Origin of the sequence: Alistipes sp. CHKCI003 (genome assembly GCF_900021155.1) — a bacterium.
Taxonomy (GTDB): domain Bacteria; phylum Bacteroidota; class Bacteroidia; order Bacteroidales; family Rikenellaceae; genus Alistipes; species Alistipes excrementavium.
In genome coordinates this window covers 1-17,232 of the sequence record NZ_FCNT01000074.1, presented here as the reverse complement: position 1 = coordinate 17,232, position 17,232 = coordinate 1, and the positions used below count along the sequence as shown (strand labels likewise).

The 17,232-nt window shown below is 62.5% G+C and carries 14 protein-coding genes; 11 read left to right on the top strand and 3 right to left on the bottom strand.

The window, feature by feature from the left end:
* The first annotated feature begins 288 nt into the window (after positions 1-288).
* Together nifJ and BN3659_RS09620 are read left to right on the top strand one after the other, a co-directional pair.
* On the top strand, positions 289-3,837 hold the full coding sequence (gene nifJ, locus BN3659_RS09625; RefSeq protein WP_091536539.1) for a pyruvate:ferredoxin (flavodoxin) oxidoreductase: 3,549 nt from the start codon (positions 289-291) through the stop codon (positions 3,835-3,837).
* A gap of 236 nt (positions 3,838-4,073) precedes the next feature.
* On the top strand, positions 4,074-5,519 hold the full coding sequence (locus BN3659_RS09620) for a BACON domain-containing protein (RefSeq protein ID WP_091536538.1): 1,446 nt from the start codon (positions 4,074-4,076) through the stop codon (positions 5,517-5,519).
* Positions 5,520-6,128: 609 nt separating this feature from the next.
* Here the strand turns inward: BN3659_RS09620 and rpmA are convergent.
* The gene (rpmA, locus tag BN3659_RS09615) at positions 6,129-6,389 is read right to left on the bottom strand and encodes a 50S ribosomal protein L27 (RefSeq protein WP_091536536.1); all 261 of its coding nucleotides are present in this window, start codon (positions 6,387-6,389) and stop codon (positions 6,129-6,131) included.
* Between the two features lie 24 nt (positions 6,390-6,413).
* On the bottom strand, positions 6,414-6,725 hold the full coding sequence (gene rplU, locus BN3659_RS09610) for a 50S ribosomal protein L21 (RefSeq protein ID WP_091536535.1): 312 nt from the start codon (positions 6,723-6,725) through the stop codon (positions 6,414-6,416).
* 158 nt (positions 6,726-6,883) lie between these two features.
* Between rplU and BN3659_RS09605 the strand changes: the two genes are divergently transcribed.
* The 4 genes from BN3659_RS09605 (at position 6,884) to BN3659_RS09590 (ending at position 10,013) form a co-directional block, all read left to right on the top strand.
* A complete protein-coding gene (locus tag BN3659_RS09605) occupies positions 6,884-7,249 on the top strand; it encodes a response regulator (RefSeq protein WP_091536533.1) in 366 nt (121 codons plus the stop codon).
* The gene (locus BN3659_RS09600) at positions 7,246-8,190 is read left to right on the top strand and encodes a hypothetical protein (RefSeq protein WP_091536531.1); all 945 of its coding nucleotides are present in this window, start codon (positions 7,246-7,248) and stop codon (positions 8,188-8,190) included. Before BN3659_RS09605 ends, BN3659_RS09600 begins: the two co-directional genes overlap by 4 nt.
* Entirely contained in the window at positions 8,184-9,092 is a 909-nt protein-coding gene (locus BN3659_RS09595) for a hypothetical protein (protein ID WP_091536530.1), read from the top strand. Before BN3659_RS09600 ends, BN3659_RS09595 begins: the two co-directional genes overlap by 7 nt.
* A 78-nt stretch (positions 9,093-9,170) precedes the next feature.
* Entirely contained in the window at positions 9,171-10,013 is an 843-nt protein-coding gene (locus BN3659_RS09590; RefSeq protein WP_091536528.1) for a 3'(2'),5'-bisphosphate nucleotidase CysQ family protein, read from the top strand.
* 270 nt (positions 10,014-10,283) lie between these two features.
* On the opposite strand, the gene BN3659_RS09585 is transcribed toward BN3659_RS09590, so the two are convergent.
* Complete coding sequence (locus BN3659_RS09585; RefSeq protein ID WP_091536526.1) at positions 10,284-10,580, bottom strand: hypothetical protein; 297 nt, start codon at positions 10,578-10,580, stop codon at positions 10,284-10,286.
* Positions 10,581-10,761: 181 nt separating this feature from the next.
* Here BN3659_RS09585 and trkA point away from each other — a divergent pair, with 181 nt between their 5' ends.
* The 5 genes from trkA (at position 10,762) to BN3659_RS09560 (ending at position 17,100) form a co-directional block, all read left to right on the top strand.
* Entirely contained in the window at positions 10,762-12,102 is a 1,341-nt protein-coding gene (gene trkA / locus BN3659_RS09580; protein ID WP_091536524.1) for a Trk system potassium transporter TrkA, read from the top strand.
* Between the two features lie 15 nt (positions 12,103-12,117).
* Positions 12,118-13,581, top strand: a complete 1,464-nt coding sequence (locus BN3659_RS09575) for a GH3 auxin-responsive promoter family protein (protein ID WP_091536522.1) — start codon at positions 12,118-12,120, stop codon at positions 13,579-13,581.
* Positions 13,582-14,044: 463 nt separating this feature from the next.
* Positions 14,045-14,665: a deoxynucleoside kinase gene (locus tag BN3659_RS09570; protein ID WP_091536520.1), complete on the top strand. Its 621-nt coding sequence runs from the start codon at positions 14,045-14,047 to the stop codon at positions 14,663-14,665.
* Positions 14,666-14,809: 144 nt separating this feature from the next.
* Positions 14,810-16,498, top strand: coding sequence for a methyltransferase RsmF C-terminal domain-like protein (locus BN3659_RS09565; protein ID WP_224757805.1), 1,689 nt, complete (start codon positions 14,810-14,812; stop codon positions 16,496-16,498).
* A 14-nt stretch (positions 16,499-16,512) separates the two neighbouring features.
* Positions 16,513-17,100 carry a MerR family transcriptional regulator gene (locus BN3659_RS09560; RefSeq protein ID WP_091536518.1) on the top strand — a complete coding sequence of 196 codons (588 nt, stop codon included), beginning with the start codon at positions 16,513-16,515 and terminating at the stop codon, positions 17,098-17,100.
* Positions 17,101-17,232 lie beyond the last annotated feature (132 nt).

Here is a 17,232-nt window from a genome sequence, read left to right as displayed (position 1 = left end):
TGGCTGCGACCGGTTCGGCAGGCCGGCTTACGGCCGTTCCGCGACCGATGCAGGGGCTCTGGATGCGACCGGAGCGGGAGCGTGTCCTGCGGTTCGTCTTGCGGTTCGTCCTGCCGTACAGGGGGCTCCGCAGGTTCGGCGGAGATGGCGCTGCGGCGTTTTTTGTGCTTTTTCGGGACAATAAATAGGCGGTTTCATACGAAATTAGTACCTTTGCCGTGCGTTAGGTCCGTACAATGAGTGAAGATTCGAATATAACATACAGATATTAACCTTTTTAGCAAGATTATGGCAGAAAAGAAATTCATCACTTGTGATGGTAACTACGCGGCGGCTCATGTGGCGTACATGTTCTCGGAGGTCGCGGCGATCTACCCCATCACGCCGTCTTCGACTATGGCGGAACTCGTGGACGAATGGGCGGCCCAAGGCCGCAAAAACATCTTCGGCGAGACCGTGAAAGTCGTTGAGATGCAGTCCGAGGCCGGTGCAGCCGGTGCCGTGCACGGATCGTTGCAGAGCGGGGCGCTGACTTCGACCTTCACGGCATCGCAGGGTCTCCTGCTGATGATTCCCAATATGTACAAAATTTCGGGCGAGCTGCTCCCCGGCGTGTTCCATGTTTCGGCCCGTGCGCTGGCGGCGCAGTCGCTCTCTATCTTCGGCGACCATCAGGATGTGATGGCGGCCCGCCAGACGGGCTTCGCCATGCTCGCCACCTCTTCGGTGCAGGAAGTGATGGATTTGGCCGGTATCGCCCACATCGTTTCGCTCCGGGCGCGCGTGCCTTTCCTGCACTTCTTCGACGGCTTCCGCACCTCGCACGAGATCCAGAAGATCGAGCTGATCGACGAGGCGGCGCTCACGGCCATGTTCGACCGCGAGGCACTTCGGGAGTTCCGTGCCCGGGCGCTCAATCCCGAGCATCCCGTAACGCGCGGCACGGCCCAGAACCCCGACATCTACTTCCAGACCCGCGAGGCGGCCAACAAGTTCTACGACGCCGTGCCCGACATGGTGGCCGATGCCATGAAACGCATTTCGGAGATCACCGGCCGCACCTACAAGCCGTTCACCTACTACGGCGCCGCCGATGCCGAGCGGATCGTCGTGGCCATGGGCTCCGTAACCGAGACGCTCAAGGAGACGGTCGATTACCTGAATGCACAAGGCGAGAAGGTCGGCGTGGTAACGGTGCATCTCTACCGTCCGTTCTCGGTGAAGTATCTCGGCGAGGTGATTCCCGAGAGCGTGAAGCGCATCTGCGTGCTGGACCGCACGAAAGAACCCGGAGCCAACGGCGACCCCCTCTACCTCGACGTGGTGGAGGCCTTCGCTTCCCGCAAGGACATCCCCGCCGATCGCAAGCCGCTCATCATCGGCGGCCGCTACGGCCTCTCGTCGAAAGACACCACGCCTGCGCAGATGCTCGCGGTGTTCCGCAACCTGAAGGCCGACGAACCGAAGAATCGGTTTACGGTGGGCATCACGGACGACGTAACGTTCCGCTCGCTGCCCGTCGGCGAGGAGATCTCGCTCGCCAAACCCGGCACGTTCGAGGCGCTCTTCTTCGGCCTCGGCGCCGACGGTACGGTGGGTGCCAACAAGAACTCGATCAAGATCATCGGCGGTACGACCGACAAGTATTGTCAGGCTTACTTCGCCTACGACTCGAAGAAGTCGGGCGGCTACACCTCGTCGCACCTTCGTTTCGGCGACCGCCCCATCACGTCGCCCTATCTGGTTACGACGCCCGACTTCGTGGCGTGCCACGTGCCTTCGTACGTGGACAAGTACGACGTGCTGAAGGGGCTCAAGCCGGGCGGTTCGTTCCTTCTGAACTCGGTGCACGACGCCGAGACCACCTGCGCGACGCTGCCCGATCACATGAAGGCCTACATGGCGCAGAACCGCATCAATTTCTACATCATCAACGCCACGAAGATCGCTTCGGAGCTGGGGCTCGGCTCGCGCACGAACACCATCATGCAGTCCGCGTTCTTCAAGATCGCCGACGTGATTCCGTTCGACAAGGCCGTGGAGGAGATGAAGAAGGCGATCCTCAAATCCTACGGCAGAAAAGGCGAGGACATCGTCAACATGAACTACGCGGCGGTGGATGCCGGCGGCGACGCCGTGGTGAAGGTCGAGATTCCGGCCGAGTGGGCTTCGATCGCCGACAACGGATGCGAAGACGCCCGTTGCGGCGACGCATCGCGTCCGGATTTCGTGCGCAGCATCGTCGATCCGATCAACGCTCTCAAGGGCGACGAACTGCCCGTGTCGGCCTTCAACGGCCGCGAGGACGGCACGTGGGACAACGGCACGGCCGCCTACGAGAAGCGCGGCATTGCGGTGAACGTGCCCGAGTGGCAGATTCAGAACTGCATACAGTGCAACCAGTGCGCCTATGTCTGCCCTCATGCCGTGATCCGTCCGTTCCTTGCCTCGGAGGCCGAGGCCGAAGCCTCGGGCACGGAGTGGAAGCAGGGCATGGGCGAATATAAGGAGTACAGGTTCCGCATCCAGATCTCGCCGCTCGACTGTACGGGGTGCAGCAATTGCGTCGACGTCTGCCCGGCCAAGGAGAAGGCGCTCGTGATGAAGCCGCTCGAAACGCAGCTCCCGCAGCAGAAAAACTGGGATTATATCACGAAGCGCATCGGCTATAAACAGGTAGTCGACAAGACCCGCAGCGTGAAGAACCTCCAGTTCGCGCAACCGCTGTTCGAGTTCTCGGGCGCCTGCGCCGGCTGCGGCGAGACGCCCTACATCAAGGCGCTTTCGCAGCTCTTCGGCGACAAGATGATGGTGGCCAACGCCACGGGCTGCACCTCGATCTACTCGGGTTCGGCTCCGTCGACTCCCTACTGCACCAATGCCGCCGGGCAGGGTCCGGCATGGGCCAACTCGCTGTTCGAGGACAACGCCGAGTTCGGTCTGGGCATGCACATCGGTGTGGAGAAACTCCGCGACCGCATCCAGCAGAAGATGGAGGAGGCGATCGCCGGCTGCGCGGAGTGCTCCGCAGAGTTGAAGGAGGCCATGCGGGAGTGGATCGCGATGCGCGGTTCGTCGGCGAAATCCGCCGAAGCGACGGCCCGTCTGCTTCCGTTGCTCGAAACGTGCGGCTGCGACTGCTGCCGCGAGATTCTCGCACACAGGGATTGGCTCGTGAAGAAGTCGCAGTGGATCATCGGCGGCGACGGCTGGGGCTACGACATCGGTTTCGGCGGCGTGGACCACGTGCTCGCCTCGGGCATGGATGTCAATATCCTCGTCGTGGATACCGAAGTCTACTCCAATACGGGCGGACAGTCGTCCAAATCGACGCCTGTGGGTGCCGTGGCGAAGTTCGCGTCGTCGGGCAAGCGCATCCGCAAGAAGGATCTCGGCGCCATCGCAATGACCTACGGCTATGTCTATGTGGCGCAGGTGTCGATCGGTGCTTCGCAGCAGCAGCTCTTCAACGTGCTCAAGGAGGCCGAGGCTTATCCGGGACCGTCGCTCGTGATCGCCTATGCACCGTGCATCAACCACGGCATCAAGGGCGGCATGACCCGCACGCAGACCGTCGGCAAGGAGGCCGTGGCATGCGGCTACTGGCACCTGTGGCACTACAATCCGCAGCTCGAAGCCGAGGGCAGGAACCCCTTCGTGCTCGATTCGAAAGAGCCCGACTGGTCGAAATTCCGCGACTTCCTGATGAAGGAGGTGCGTTACACGTCGCTCAAGAAGGCGTTCCCGGCCGAGGCCGACGAATTGTTCGCCGCCGCCGAGGAAAATGCCCGGTGGCGGTACAACGGCTATGTCCGTCTGTCGAAAGCCGCATACTGAAAAGTTCCGCATACGGATGTCGGAAAGCCGGAGGAGATCGTTCCTCCGGCTTTTTTTCGTCGGTTCCGCGGGGAACTGTCGATCGTGTCCGGAGAAAACGCCCGGCGCGGATGCACGCCCGTCGGTGATGAAAAACGCACGGTTCGTTGAAATCATTTGACGATGACGGTGTTCCGGGATACCTTTGGTGCGTGTAAACAACAGATATCCGATCACTTAATTTAATTGATTGCTTTATGAAACGATTTGTCCTTGAATCGACCGCGTGGTTGTTGTGCCTCGCAGCGGTGTCGCTGGCTTCGTGCGGCGACGACGGAAACGACGGAGGTGCTGCCGATTCCGTGCCGAAGGAGCTGAGCGTCGCACCTGCGGAGCTTTCGTTTGTGGCGGCGGGCGAGACGAAGACCCTCGCCGTCAAGGCCCGCAATGTCGAATGGCATGCCGCGACCGCAGCCGACTGGCTGACCCTCGTCAGCGACAGCGGCACGGCGGACGGCACGGTGAGCGTGAAGGCCGACCCCCATACGGGAGATCAGGCGCGGGAGGCGACGATCGCCCTCTCGGGCGAAGGTGTCGAGACCGTTAGCGTGCGCGTGATACAGGCGGCCGAAACTGCCGGGGAGCCTCGGATTTCGGCGAACGTGGAGCGGCTCGCTTTCACCTCGGGTGATTACCATACCAAGGTGTTCGAGGTCGAGTCCGATACGGATTGGGTCGCGGATTCCGAGGCAGACTGGATTACGCTGGATCAACGGATGGAGGAGGGGACCTGCAACGGTACGGTGAAGGTCGCGGTGGCGAAAAACACCGGTGCGAAACGCGACGCGGTCATCGTCCTGCGCGGCAGGTCGACACAGACGCCTCTGGTTTCGATTCCCGTTTCGCAGAAGGAGCGCTTCGAGTCCGAACTGACGGGCGTGTATGGGCCGTTTGTCGCCGATCCGGCAAACCCTGTCGGCGAGTTTTTCATCACGCCGGCCTATCCCGACGGAGCGGAGATTCCGACCGTCGATCTGTCGTTCATCTTGGGTGCTCCGCTGCCGATCGACGCCGTAACCGATCTCGCCGGTCAGATCATCGGCGGATGGTTCTATGCCAAAGGGCTGGATCGCTTCGAATTCCGCGACGACGGCACTATGGCTGTGCGCTACCGCAAGCTGGAGGGATTCGACCTGAACGGTGCCGGTACGATCTTCTCGGAAGAGGTTTTCACCTATCCCGACGAAGAGACGTCGCAATTGCTGCCCGGCGATGCGATCACCTACTATACGGAGAACGGAAAGGTCTGCTTCTGCGTCGATAAAGCCTACCTCACGGCTGTCGGCCAGTCGGAACTTCAGACCGACCTGACGGCTATGATCGAGGCGCTGCTGTCGCAGTATCCCGGGATCGGCGGAGCCGTCGTTTCGAACGAAACGATTTTCGGCCTGCCGCTGAACTATCGGATCGACGGCGGTAAGGTCGAGCTTTGGGTCGACCGCGGGATGATGATGCCTTTCATCCCGTTGATTTCCGAGTTGGCCGAAACGATGCTGCCCGAGGAGATCACCGTGCAGATGGACCCGAACGATCCCCAGACGGCGATCGCCGTGCCGGTGAAGAATCTGGTGCGGGAGCTGCTCGAAGGTCTCTTCACGAAGAGCGAAACGCTTGAAATCGGCATCTCACTGGCGAAGCAGTAGGTCGCGCACGTCCGATCCGGGCCGTCGGAAGGAGGCTGTTCGACAAGGTCCGAAAATTGGAAATCGCCCCGGCCGGAATTTGTTCCGACTGGGGCGAAACCGTTGGACGATGCTATGTCGGACAGCCTCGTTCTTTTGGGTGTCCGGATCCTTCGGAGCGTGAAACCGAGCCGAAAATCAGCATCCGTATTGCTGTTCAGGACGACAGGCGGTCCGCTCCCGTCGGCAGCGGACCGCCTGCCGTGCGATGTACATCCCGTCGCACGGCGCACAGATGCAATGCCGCGCCGTGCGACCGGCTGTTCGGGTCGATATGCGTTTTATTCCGGCGGCGGGATGCAAATGCGCCGAATCGTCCGCAAACAGATGCGATGCGTTTCTGCGGACCGGGGGGCTGTTTGCATGCCCGCACTCGAAGGAATGCGGACGCGTACGGCCGGCCGTGCGGACATTTTTCCCGGTGTTCCGCACCCTTGCGGAAAGATCGAATATCGGCCATCGGACCATCCGACCGTATCCCGTGCTTTCACCGCCTCTGCGGCAGGAGGCGTATGGCATGAAAAAACGGGCTTCCGTTACCGGAAACCCGTTTCTTCGTTATCGGAAAACTTACTCCGAAAGGGGAGTAACGCTTACGTACGATTTGCCTTCGCCCTTCTTGCAGAACTCCACGGTTCCGTCTACGAGAGCGAACAACGTGTGATCCTTGCCGATACCGACGTTCTCGCCGGGGTTGTGGACCGTACCGCGCTGACGGACGATGATGTTGCCGGCCTTTGCGAACTGACCGCCGAACAACTTGACGCCGAGACGCTTGCTTTCGGATTCACGACCGTTCTTCGAACTACCTACACCTTTCTTGTGTGCCATGTTTCTCTGTCTGAATTAAAAGGTTTATGCAACGATGTCTTCGATCAGAACTTGCGTCAGATATTGGCGATGACCATTGCATTTCTGATAGCCTGTTCTGCGTTTTTTCTTGAACACGAGGACCTTGTCGTCCTTCAGGTGTTTCAGAATCTTGCATTTTACCGAGGCGCCTTCTACCACAGGTGCACCTACTTTGACCTGACCGTCGTTGTCTGCGAGCAGGACTTTGTCGAAGCTTACGGACGAATTTTCTTCGCCCTGAAGACGGTGGACATAGAGCTTCCGACCTTTTTCAGCCTTAAATTGCTGACCTGCAATCTCTACTATAACGTACATTATAAATTATGTGTTGGAACATAAATTCAGCGTGCAAATATACGTAATTTTTATTTGAGGAACAATACTTTCGATTTAATTTTTTCGGGGTTGTCCGCCGATTCCGGCCTCATGGCACGGTTTTCGGGGTGTGGCGGGCGGAAAAACAAGCCTTGCGCATGCACAGAATACTGATCGTTTCGGACGACCCTTTCCTCAGGGACATGGTCCGGTTCGCCCTCGGCGGATTGGATGCCGAGGTGCGTTCGGTTTCGGAAGCGTGCGAAATCCGGCGCGTGAGCCGCAGTGTGCTCTTCGACGTGGTGATCGTGCTCACGGTCTCTCCTTTCGCATGCTGCGATTGTTTCGACCGGCGCCGCAACGGATTGCGGAGGCCCGTGGTCTACGTCGTGGCGTGGCAGCACTCCGAGCAGACCGTGCTGAGTCTGCTGGAGAACGGCGCGGATCAATACATGACCTTCCCTGTAAATCTTCAGCGGCTCCGGGGAAAGGTCGCCGACGAACTCAACCGGTTGGTGCCATGACACGGATCGTGATGCTCTATTGCGCTTTCGCGGCGTGCGTGGTCGTGCTGCTGTCCGGCGCGGTCGTCGTGCGGCGCCTCGTCGACGGCCGCCGCCACCGGCGCGATGCGCTGCTGTCGCGCCAATATCTGCATATCGTCATTCTCTCGCTCATGTCGGAAACGGACACCGTCCCGCATTTTCCGCGTCTGGAGAGTGCCGGTGCCCGCATGGTGCTGGCCGAGACGCTCGCCAGACTCGTCTCTTCGACCTATGGGCTCGATCTCGGGCCCTTGCGCCGTATTTTCCGGGACGCGGGACTTCAGCCGTTTCTGCTCCGCTGCGCACGCCGCACGCGGGGCTGCCGGCGTGCGCGCTACCTGTCGCTGCTTTCGCGGTTGCCGGCAGACGCCGCCGTCGCCGCCGCCGTCGAACGCTATGGCTCCGACCGCCACCGGGCCGTCCGATTTTATGCCCTCATGGTGCGGCTCGCCGCCGATCCTTCGATGGCTTTACAGCTCATCGGCGCCTATCCCGATCCGCTCTCGGCTTTCGAACTGTCGGAGATCGTCTCCATGCTCCGGCGCGGCGTGCTCCCCGTGGCCTACGAGCCGCTGATCGAATCCCCCAATCGCAACCTCCGGAGTCTCGGCATAGCCATCGTGCGTCAGTTCGGGATCGAGGAGGCCGAAGAGAATCTGCTGCGGATCGCCTCGGAAGATACGACGGGCGAACTGGGCCGCGAAGCGCTCTATGCGCTCTGTGCCCTGCGCAGACCCATGGCTCGGCGCGAAGTCGTGCGGAGAATGGGGCTGATGAGCCGTGCCGAGCGTCGGGCGCTTCTGCGCTGCATGGCGCTCGAAGGGTACTCCGAGACGGCCTTCGGCTCCCCGGTCGGCGACGAGGAGACGCCCTATTTCGAATCGTTCGTACTCTCCTATAAACGCTGTCTCGTATGTTAGCCGCCGGCCAGATCGTGTTCGTCGCAGCCCTTGCGGCCGTCGTCGCGGGAGCGTTCGTCGCGCTCGTGCGGATCGTCTGTGCGGCCGACAAGCGCCTGCTGCTGGCCGAGACGCGCGGGATGCTGTGCGACGCTCCCGACGGACGGGGCATCTCCGTGCTGTGCAGCGGCGTGGCGGGCGTGGAGGAGGTGCGCCGTCTGCTCGACGAGGGATACCCGCGCTACGAGGCCGTGGTGGTGCTCGACAGCGTCCGCCGGCCCGAAGCGTTCGCGGCGGTGCTGGCGGAATTTCACCTGATCGACGTCAATTACGATCCGGCGGACGACCTGCCCGCGGAAGGGGTGCGGGGGCTCTACCGCTCCCGCAAACGTTGTTACAGGCGGCTCGTCGTCGTCGACAAGGCGTTTACGTCGTGCAGAGCCGATTTCGACGCGGCGGTCGGCGTGGCGATTTACGACTACGTATTGCCTCTGCGTCCCGGTATCCGGATGATGCCCTTCTGCATCGGTCGTCTGGCCATCGAGCTGAGTCTGGAGCCTGCGGGGGCGGTGGAGCTTGTGCGGTCGCCCGTCGGAGAGCCGCTGCTGCTGGTTGCGCGCGAGGCAGCGGTCGCTGCGGGCGGCTTCGGACCGGATTTGGTGCGGAGCATTCCGCGGAGCCGCCGGCGGACGCTCTACGAACCTTTTCTGCGGGCTGCGAAGCCCTCGGTGCGGAGACCGGTCCTGCGTCGCGGTGCGGCCCTGCTGCTTGCGGCGTGCATCGCCGCGACGGCCGCGGCAGGGTGGTGGGAGGTGTGCGCCGTGCTGCTCACGCTGGCTGTCGTGGCCGCCGCCGCGGAATACGCCCGCACCTGTGCGCCCGAAGAACGCACGGCACGGGCCGCTTCGCGCAAATCGGTGTGAATAATTTCATTTTTGTCAACTATTCTTGTTACCTTTACCCTCGGAAAACCGATGACGGACTCTAAATGTAGGGAGACGATGATTAGCGACGAAGTGAGAAAGTATCTGCTGGCGAGCATTTTCAATGCGGCAGTACGTGCCGGGGCAGCCGTAATGGAAATCTACGAGAACCGCGAAGACTACGACATAAGCATCAAGGACGACAAAACCCCCATTACGGTCGCCGACCGCACGGCGCACCGGATCATCAAGGAGGCGCTGGGACCGACGCGCATTCCGATCCTTTCGGAAGAAGGGCGCGAAATGCGTTACGAGGAGCGCTGCAACTGGGAGCTGTTCTGGCTGGTCGATCCGCTCGACGGCACGGTCGAATTCATCAGGGGCAACAACGAATTCACGATCAACATCGCTCTGATGGAGAACAACGTGTGTCAGGCGGCGGTGATTTATGTGCCCTATCTGCGAAAAATCTATGTCGCGGGACGCGGTTGGGGGGCCTATGTGAAAGAGCCTGTGATGCCCGATCCGGCGGCGGCGTTTACCTACGATCGTATCGTGAACGGCTGGCGTCGTCTGCCGCTGTCCGACAGGAGGCATGCCGTGCCGCGCGTGGCCGTGTCGCGTTCGCACCAGACGCCCGAAACGTTCGCCCACATCGACGCGCTGCGCGAACGGTGCGGTGCCCTTGAGGTGTTCGAGCAGGGCAGCTCCTATAAGTTCTGTCTGCTGGCCGAGGGGACGGCGGATTACTACGTGCGGACGTCCGATACCTACGAGTGGGACACGGCGGCCGGCGAATTGATCCTCGCCGAGGCGGGCGGCTCGACCCGTACGCTCGCCGACGGAGCCGTGTTCCGTTACAACAAGGAGGATCTGCACAATCCGTGGTTCGTCTGCCGCTCGAAGTACTGCGCGCTCTGACGGGGATACGGCCGTCGTTCGAAGCCTGCCGAAACGCATTCGCGTCCGCGATGATCGTGCGGTTCCGCGCCGGTGTCGGTGGGGATTTCCGGGCGGCGGGAAACGACCGTACCGGCCGGTGCGGCCGGTTCCGGTTTCCGGCGGCGTGCGTCCTTCGAAGTGGCTGCGGCTCCGTGCCGCAGGGCGGACGGGATTTTCCGGAGCCGTCGGATGGCGTCCGTGCGGAACCTGAGAATCCTGCGGCCCCTGAGGGAGAAGGCTTCCGGCGTTCTATCGCTTGGGCGAGGGTGTCTTGTCTGCTTTGTCCGCCTTGTCCGCTGCCGTTTCGCGGTCGATGTCGCAGCCTGCACAGTTGCCCGAGCAGCCCGGGGCCGCGCAATCGCCGTCGGCCATCTCTTCGCGGGCTTCCTGTACGGCGCATTTGATGCCCAGCCGCTGCATGTTCTTGTTGGTCGAGATTTCGGAGTCGATGTGATGGCCCTTGATGATCAGCGTGAGCGAGAGACCCGCGACGAACAACCCGACACAGAGGATCGAAATGAGAACGACTATCAGCCAAGCCGGCATGGTTTTACGGATTCGATGTTAAAGTTGAAATTCAATTAAAGTTCCCCGAATTTTGGGTATTACGGGACAAATGTATACATTTGTGTGGTAAATTGCAAAAATGCTGCCGTCCGGCCTGCCGCGGAATCTGCGGCGTGCGGCACGGCGTATGCGGAGTTACGGTTAAACTGCATCGGATCGAATGAAAATAGTTATAGCGGGCGCCGGGGAGATGGGCAGCCATCTGGCCCGGATGCTGAGCGGCAACGGACACGACATCACCGTCATCGACAGCGATCCCAAGCTGCTGGCCGACGTGGTCAGTCTGGCGGACGTGATTACCGTCGAGGGCGACTCGACGACCTTCGCCGTGCTGCGCAAGGCGTCGGTGCGCAAGTGCGACCTCTTCATCGCGGTGAATCACGAGGAGAACGACAATGTCGTGGCCGCGATGCTCGCCAAACAGCTCGGGGCGAAGAAATCCATCGCCCGTATCGACAACAACGAGTATCTCGAACCCAACAACAAGGAGATGTTCATCGACATGGGCATCGACTACCTGTTCTATCCCGAGAAGGTGGCGGCCCGCGAGGTGATCAACCTGCTGGGGCATACCTCGACCACCGAATACGTCGATTTTTCGAGCGGCAAGCTCTCGCTCGCGGTTTTCCGCCTCGAACCGGCTTCGCCGCTGGTGGGGCAGCCGCTCGCGGGTTTCGACGACGACGAAGCGGCCCTGAGCTACCGCACGGTAGCCCTCTCGCGCGGCGGTCAGACGATCATTCCCCGCCGGGGCGAACGCTTTGCCGAGGGGGACGTGGTCTATGTCATCGCGCGGCAGGACGCCGTGCGCGAGGTGATGGACCTCTCGGGACAGTCGAACATCCGGATCAAGAATCTGATGATTCTGGGCGGTTCGCGCATCGGCATCCGCATCGCCATGGAGTTGCAGGACGAGCTGAACATCAAGCTCGTGGATTACAACGCCGATAAGGCCTACCGGCTGGCCGAGTTGCTCGACAAGACGCTCATCATCAACGAAGACGGCCGCAATACGGAGGCTATGCTGGAGGAGGGGCTGTCGAACATGGACGCATTCGTGGCCGTAACGGGCCGCAGCGAAACGAACATCCTCGCGGCGATGCTCGCCAAGCGCATGGGGGTGAAGAAGGTGATCGCGGAGGTCGAGAATCTCAACTACATCAACCTCGCCGAATCGATCGGCATCGACACGATCATCAACAAGAAACTGGTAACGGCTTCCAGCATCTTCCGCTTCACGATGTCCACCGACGTGCAGGCCATCAAGTGCCTCACGGGCAGCGATGCCGAGGTGCTGGAGTTCATCGTGAAGCCCAACGCTCCGGCGACGAAGGCCCGCATCCGCGATCTGGATTTTCCCGAGGACGCCATCATCGGCGGCATCGTGCGGGGCGACAAGGTGTTCATCGCCGTGGACAGCATGTCCATCGCGCCCTATGACCGCGTGGTGGTGTTTTCGATGCCGGAGTCGGTAGGCACGGTGGGTTATTTTTTCAATTAGCAATTCGATAGGGACGTGTCGCTGAAAAGCATCATACTGAAAGGGTATTTCTCGCGCCGCGAGGCTGCCATAGACTATTTCCGCCGCCATCCGGCCGAGGTGCAGGAGCGGATGCTCCGCTATCTGCTCCGCCGGGGGCAGAACACCGAGTTCGGCTGGCGCTACAACCTGAAAGGCATCCGGACGCCGGAGCAGTTCGCCTCGTCGGTCGAGACCTTCGACTACGATACGTTCCGCCCCTACCGCGAGCGGATGCTGGCCGGAGAGCGCAACGTTACGACCGAGGGTCGTGTCGAGCTCTTCGCCAAGTCGTCGGGCACCACGTCCGACCGCAGCAAATACATTCCCGTTACGCGCGAGTCGCTGTGGCGCAACCATACGCTCGGCATGCGCGATGTGGCGACGCTCTTTTCGGCGGCCTTTCCGCGGTCGTCGGTCTTCGCGGGCAAGACGCTCACGCTGGGCGGAACATGCTGCCGCGAAGGGCGGAATCTGGTGGGCGACCTGTCGGCCGTGCTGATCCACGAGACGACCGTGTGGAGCGGCTGGTTCCGTGCTCCGCGCACGGCGACGGCCATTCTGGACGATTTCGACCTCAAGTGCGAACGCATCTGCCGCGAATGCACGGGCGAGCGGATCACGGCCTTTGCGGGCGTGCCGTCGTGGAACCTCGAACTCATGCGCCGCGTGCTGGAGTATACGGGGCGGCGAAATCTGCTGGAGGTGTGGCCCGATCTGACGCTTTTCGCCCACGGAGGCGTGGAGTTCGGCCCCTACCGGCGGTCGTTCGAGGAGCTCGTCCCCTCGCCCGACATGCACTACATGGAGACTTACAACGCATCGGAGGGTTTTTTCGCCATCGCCGACGATTTCACGCGCGACGACATGCTGCTGATGCTCGACTACGGCACCTACTACGAGTTTCGCCGGGACGGGCGGATCGTGCCGCTCGAAGGGGTCGAGTGCGGCGGTGTCTATGCCATGCTGATCTCCTCGAACAACGGCTTGTGGCGCTACGAGATCGGCGACACGGTCGAGTTCACCTCGACGAATCCGTACCGCATCCGCTTCGCCGGACGCACGACGCAATACATCAACGTCTTCGGCGAGGAGGTGATCGCAAGCAACACCGATGCGGCGCTGGCCCGGGCCTGCGACCGCACGGGGGCCGTGGTGGACGAATATACCGTCGCGCCGCTCTATATGAGCCTCGACGAGCGCGGCGCGCACGAATGGGTCGTGGAGTTCGCCGTGCCGCCTGCCGACGAGAGGCGCTTCGGCGAGGAGCTGGACGGGGCGCTGCGGGAGATCAACTCCGACTACGACGCCAAGCGCCGCACGACGCTCGATCCGTTGCGCATCACGCGCGTCCCGCCCGGTACGTTCCTCGCGTGGCTGCGCCGGCGCGGCAAGAACAAGGTGCCCCGCTTGTCGAACGACCGCCGCGTGGCGGAGGAGATCGTCGGTGCGACCGCGTGATGCCTCTCGGGGGTGTCTTTGCGTTTCGGCGTCGTCGAAGGAGCGGCCCGGGCCGCGAAGCGGCGTGCGGTCCGCCGCAGGCGGCGAACGGAAGGCATGGCCTCGGCCATGCCGGAGAGGCGCCGAAAGAGGGAAAAGAGATGTATCATCCGCTGTGCGGAGGCAAAAGATCGCGCACGGTGAAAAGCGTGGCGTGGGGACGGAGCGGAGGCGGGTGGGAAACGCGAGGAAGGAGCGGCGCGAAGAGCCCGTATCGTTCGACCCGCGGGCGGCTCGGCGATCCGTACAAAGCGTGCAAGGACCGGCCCCGCCGCCGCGACCGCCCGCAGACCCGATCGGTCGGCCCGTACGATTCCGAATGGCCGGAGAGCGCAAAGCATTACCGCTCGGTCGTGCGCGGTTCCGGAGCCGGGTTCGGGCTTCGCAGGAGCGGGAGAACGAATGAAAACAACAGATCGAGTTTATGTATATAGCCATCGCAGGGAATATCGGCAGCGGCAAGACCACGCTGACGGAGATGCTCACCGAGCGCTACGGCGCCAAGTCCTATCTCGAAGAGACGGACAACCCCTACATCGGGGATTTTTACAACGACATGAACCGCTGGTCGTTCAATTTGCAGATGTACTTCCTCGGGAGCCGCATCCGGCAGACGATGGACATGCTGGGCGATCGCTCGAACGATATTTTTCAGGACAGGACGGTCTACGAGGACGCCTACATTTTCGCCGACAATCTGCATCAGATGGGGCTGATGTCCACACGCGACATCAACACCTACATGAAGATTTTCAATTTGGTAACCAACCTCATCCCGCGGCCCGACCTGCTGATCTACCTCAAGGCGAGCGTCCCGACGCTCATCGCCCAGATCCGCCGCCGCGGCCGCGAGTACGAGATCAACATCGACGAACTCTACCTCAAGCGGCTCAACGAGAAGTACGACGACTGGATCGAGAACCGCTACGACGGCGAGGTGCTGGTCGTCGACAAGGATCACGAAGATTTCATCCGCAATCCGGCCGTCGTGGAGAAGATCTGCGCCCGGCTGGACGAGGTGAAAGCCCGCACCGCGAGCCGCTGATGCCGGCCGGAGGCTGCTGGATGAATCCCGAACCGTGTTGTCGGGCCGCGTGCCGAGCCGAATGCACGCGAGCCGGGCGGGGCGGAAAAACGATTGCGGGAAAGCGAACGTACATGAACCCGATGAATAAAAGAGACGAAAGATATGCTGCCGCTGCCTGAACGATTCGTCGCCCGCGTGTTGTCCGATCTGGGCGAAACGGAGGGCCGGGCCCTCTGCGCCGCGCTGGACGGCGTGCCGCCCGTGTCCGTGCGGCTCAATCCTGCGAAAGCGCCGCAGCCGGAGGGACCGGTAAGGGCCGGAACCGGCGCCGCTTCGTGCGGTGTCGGACCGGAGGCTGCCTGCTGCGGATCGGGGTCCGATGGCGCGGCAGGCGTGCGGGGGGCTGCCGCCGGGACGGATGCTTTGCGCGGACCGGAGGCCGCGGCCGTTGCGGAGAAACCGGATGCGGACATTCCGTCCCCCGTTCCGCGGCGTGAAGTGCAGACCGGGTCGGCGTCCGTGTTCGGTGCGAACCCCTTTGCCGCCGAAGCGGCGGATGCCGATTCCGCCGTCGGGGATTCGGCCGGCGCTTCGGTAGCGGCCGCGGCTTCCGCGCCGTGCACCGGCGCGGAAAAGGTCCCGTGGAGCAGGTGGGGATACTATCTGCCGGTACGGCCGCAGTTTACGTTCGACCCTGCGTTCCACGCCGGCACCTACTACGTGCAGGAGGCCGGTTCGCAGTTCGTCGACCGCATCCTTGCGCCGTACGATCCGACGGGGTGGCGCGTACTCGACCTTTGTGCGGCTCCGGGCGGCAAGACCACTCTCTACGCCTCGCTCGTGGGAGCCGACGGGTTGGTCGTCGCCAACGAAATCGACCGCCGTCGGGCGCAGACGCTGGCCGACAATGTCCGCAAATGGGGTACGGGCAACGTCGTGGTTACGGTGAACGAACCCCGCGAGGTAGCGGCCTTCGAAGAGTGGTTCGATCTGGTGGCGGTGGACGCTCCCTGCTCGGGCGAGGGGATGTTCCGCAAGGACGGGGGAGCCCGCGCCGAGTGGAGCGAGGGCAACGTGCGTGCGTGCGCCGTGCGGCAGTCGGCCATCCTGTGCGAGGCGTGGCGGTCGTTGAAACCCGGCGGCGTGTTGATATACAGCACTTGTACCTTCAGCCGCACGGAGAACGAGGAGGTGCTTGAGGCTTTCGCCGGAGCGTGCGGGGAGGAGCTGGCCGAGGCGGCCGAGGTGGCGACCGACCCGGCATGGGGCGTGGCGTGCGGCCGGGTCGGGGTCTTTCAGACCTTCCGTTTCTATCCGCACAAGGCGCGCGGCGAGGGATTCTTCGCGGCCGTGGCCCGCAAGACGCCCGGTGCCGGAGGCCGCATGCGGACTCCCAAGGCGCGGCGAGCGCTCTTCGGAGCCGTAACGCGCGACGAGGTGCGTGAGCTCGGACGCTGGGTGCTGCGCCCGGAACGGATGCGCTTCCTGCGGTTGGACGAGACGTGTTACGCCTATCCCGAGGCGCAGGCCGATGCGGTCCGCGCGCTGTCGGAGGGGCTTTCGGCGATCGCGTCGGGCGTGGAGATGGGCCGCTTTTTCAAAGGGAGGCTCAAGCCCGCTCCGGCGCTGGCGTTTTACGCCGGACTCGACCGGAGGGCGCTGCCCGCGGCCGAACTTGGGGCGGAGGATGCGCTCCGCTACCTGCGCCGGCAGGAGGTCGGGGCCGCACGGTTCGCCGAGGGGATGAATCTGGTGTGCGCCGGGGGGCGTGCCCTCGGGTTCGCCAAGCGGATCGGCGGACGGGTGAACAATTTGTATCCCGATTCGCTGCGCATATTGAAGAACGAATAGACACAGAACGATATATGGCCGAAAAACTCTTTTATACAATGGGCGAGGTGTCGGAGATGTTCGACGTCAACCCGTCGCTGCTCCGTCATTGGGAGACGCAGTTCAGCGTGATCCGTCCCAAGCGCAACAAGAAGGGCAACCGCCTTTATACGCCTCAGGACGTGGAGCGTCTCAAACTCATCTACCATCTGGTCAAAGAGCAGGGGATGACGCTCGAAGGGGCGAGGAAAGCCCTTCGGCGCAAGAGACCCGAGGCGGGTGCCGACCGGGATTTGGAACTGCTCGAACGCTTGCAGCGGGTCCGCGCCCTGCTCGAAGAGGTGCGCGAAGAGCTGAAGGCGGACGACGGGGAGATCGTCGTCGGCGTGGCGGCGGACGGTGCGCGGGACATTGCCGCAGCGGCCGCTCCGAAGCCGGCGAGGCGTACCAAAGCGGTGGTGCGACTCGCGGGTAGCGCTGCTCGGCCGGACGATGAGACGCCGGAGGACGGTGCGGACGAGGGCGTGGATACCGGCGCGAGGAAACTCCGCCGTGCCCGTCGCAAGAAGGAGGAGGCGGAAAGCAAGGAGCTTTTCGCGTTTTACGAACAATCGTTGTTCTGACTTTTTTTCGTGAAGGCCGGACCGGGCCGCGGCGTCGGCGGATGGAAATCGGGTCGGACCGGCCGGCTGCGGGCTCGGAGCTGCTTCGGGGGGCAGAGGGGAAACGGCGGGAGCGGCGGTCGGTCGCGGGGG

Bases quoted from the DNA above. Each gene is read 5' to 3' on its own strand.
- nifJ (WP_091536539.1), top strand. From the start codon at position 289: ATGGCAGAAAAGAAATTCATCACTTGTGATGGTAACTACGCGGCGGCT.
- BN3659_RS09620 (WP_091536538.1), top strand. From the start codon at position 4,074: ATGAAACGATTTGTCCTTGAATCGACCGCGTGGTTGTTGTGCCTCGCA.
- rpmA (WP_091536536.1), bottom strand. From the start codon at position 6,389: ATGGCACACAAGAAAGGTGTAGGTAGTTCGAAGAACGGTCGTGAATCC.
- rplU (WP_091536535.1), bottom strand. From the start codon at position 6,725: ATGTACGTTATAGTAGAGATTGCAGGTCAGCAATTTAAGGCTGAAAAA.
- BN3659_RS09605 (WP_091536533.1), top strand. From the start codon at position 6,884: ATGCACAGAATACTGATCGTTTCGGACGACCCTTTCCTCAGGGACATG.
- BN3659_RS09600 (WP_091536531.1), top strand. From the start codon at position 7,246: ATGACACGGATCGTGATGCTCTATTGCGCTTTCGCGGCGTGCGTGGTC.
- BN3659_RS09595 (WP_091536530.1), top strand. From the start codon at position 8,184: ATGTTAGCCGCCGGCCAGATCGTGTTCGTCGCAGCCCTTGCGGCCGTC.
- BN3659_RS09590 (WP_091536528.1), top strand. From the start codon at position 9,171: ATGATTAGCGACGAAGTGAGAAAGTATCTGCTGGCGAGCATTTTCAAT.
- BN3659_RS09585 (WP_091536526.1), bottom strand. From the start codon at position 10,580: ATGCCGGCTTGGCTGATAGTCGTTCTCATTTCGATCCTCTGTGTCGGG.
- trkA (WP_091536524.1), top strand. From the start codon at position 10,762: ATGAAAATAGTTATAGCGGGCGCCGGGGAGATGGGCAGCCATCTGGCC.
- BN3659_RS09570 (WP_091536520.1), top strand. From the start codon at position 14,045: ATGTATATAGCCATCGCAGGGAATATCGGCAGCGGCAAGACCACGCTG.
- BN3659_RS09565 (WP_224757805.1), top strand. From the start codon at position 14,810: ATGCTGCCGCTGCCTGAACGATTCGTCGCCCGCGTGTTGTCCGATCTG.
- BN3659_RS09560 (WP_091536518.1), top strand. From the start codon at position 16,513: ATGGCCGAAAAACTCTTTTATACAATGGGCGAGGTGTCGGAGATGTTC.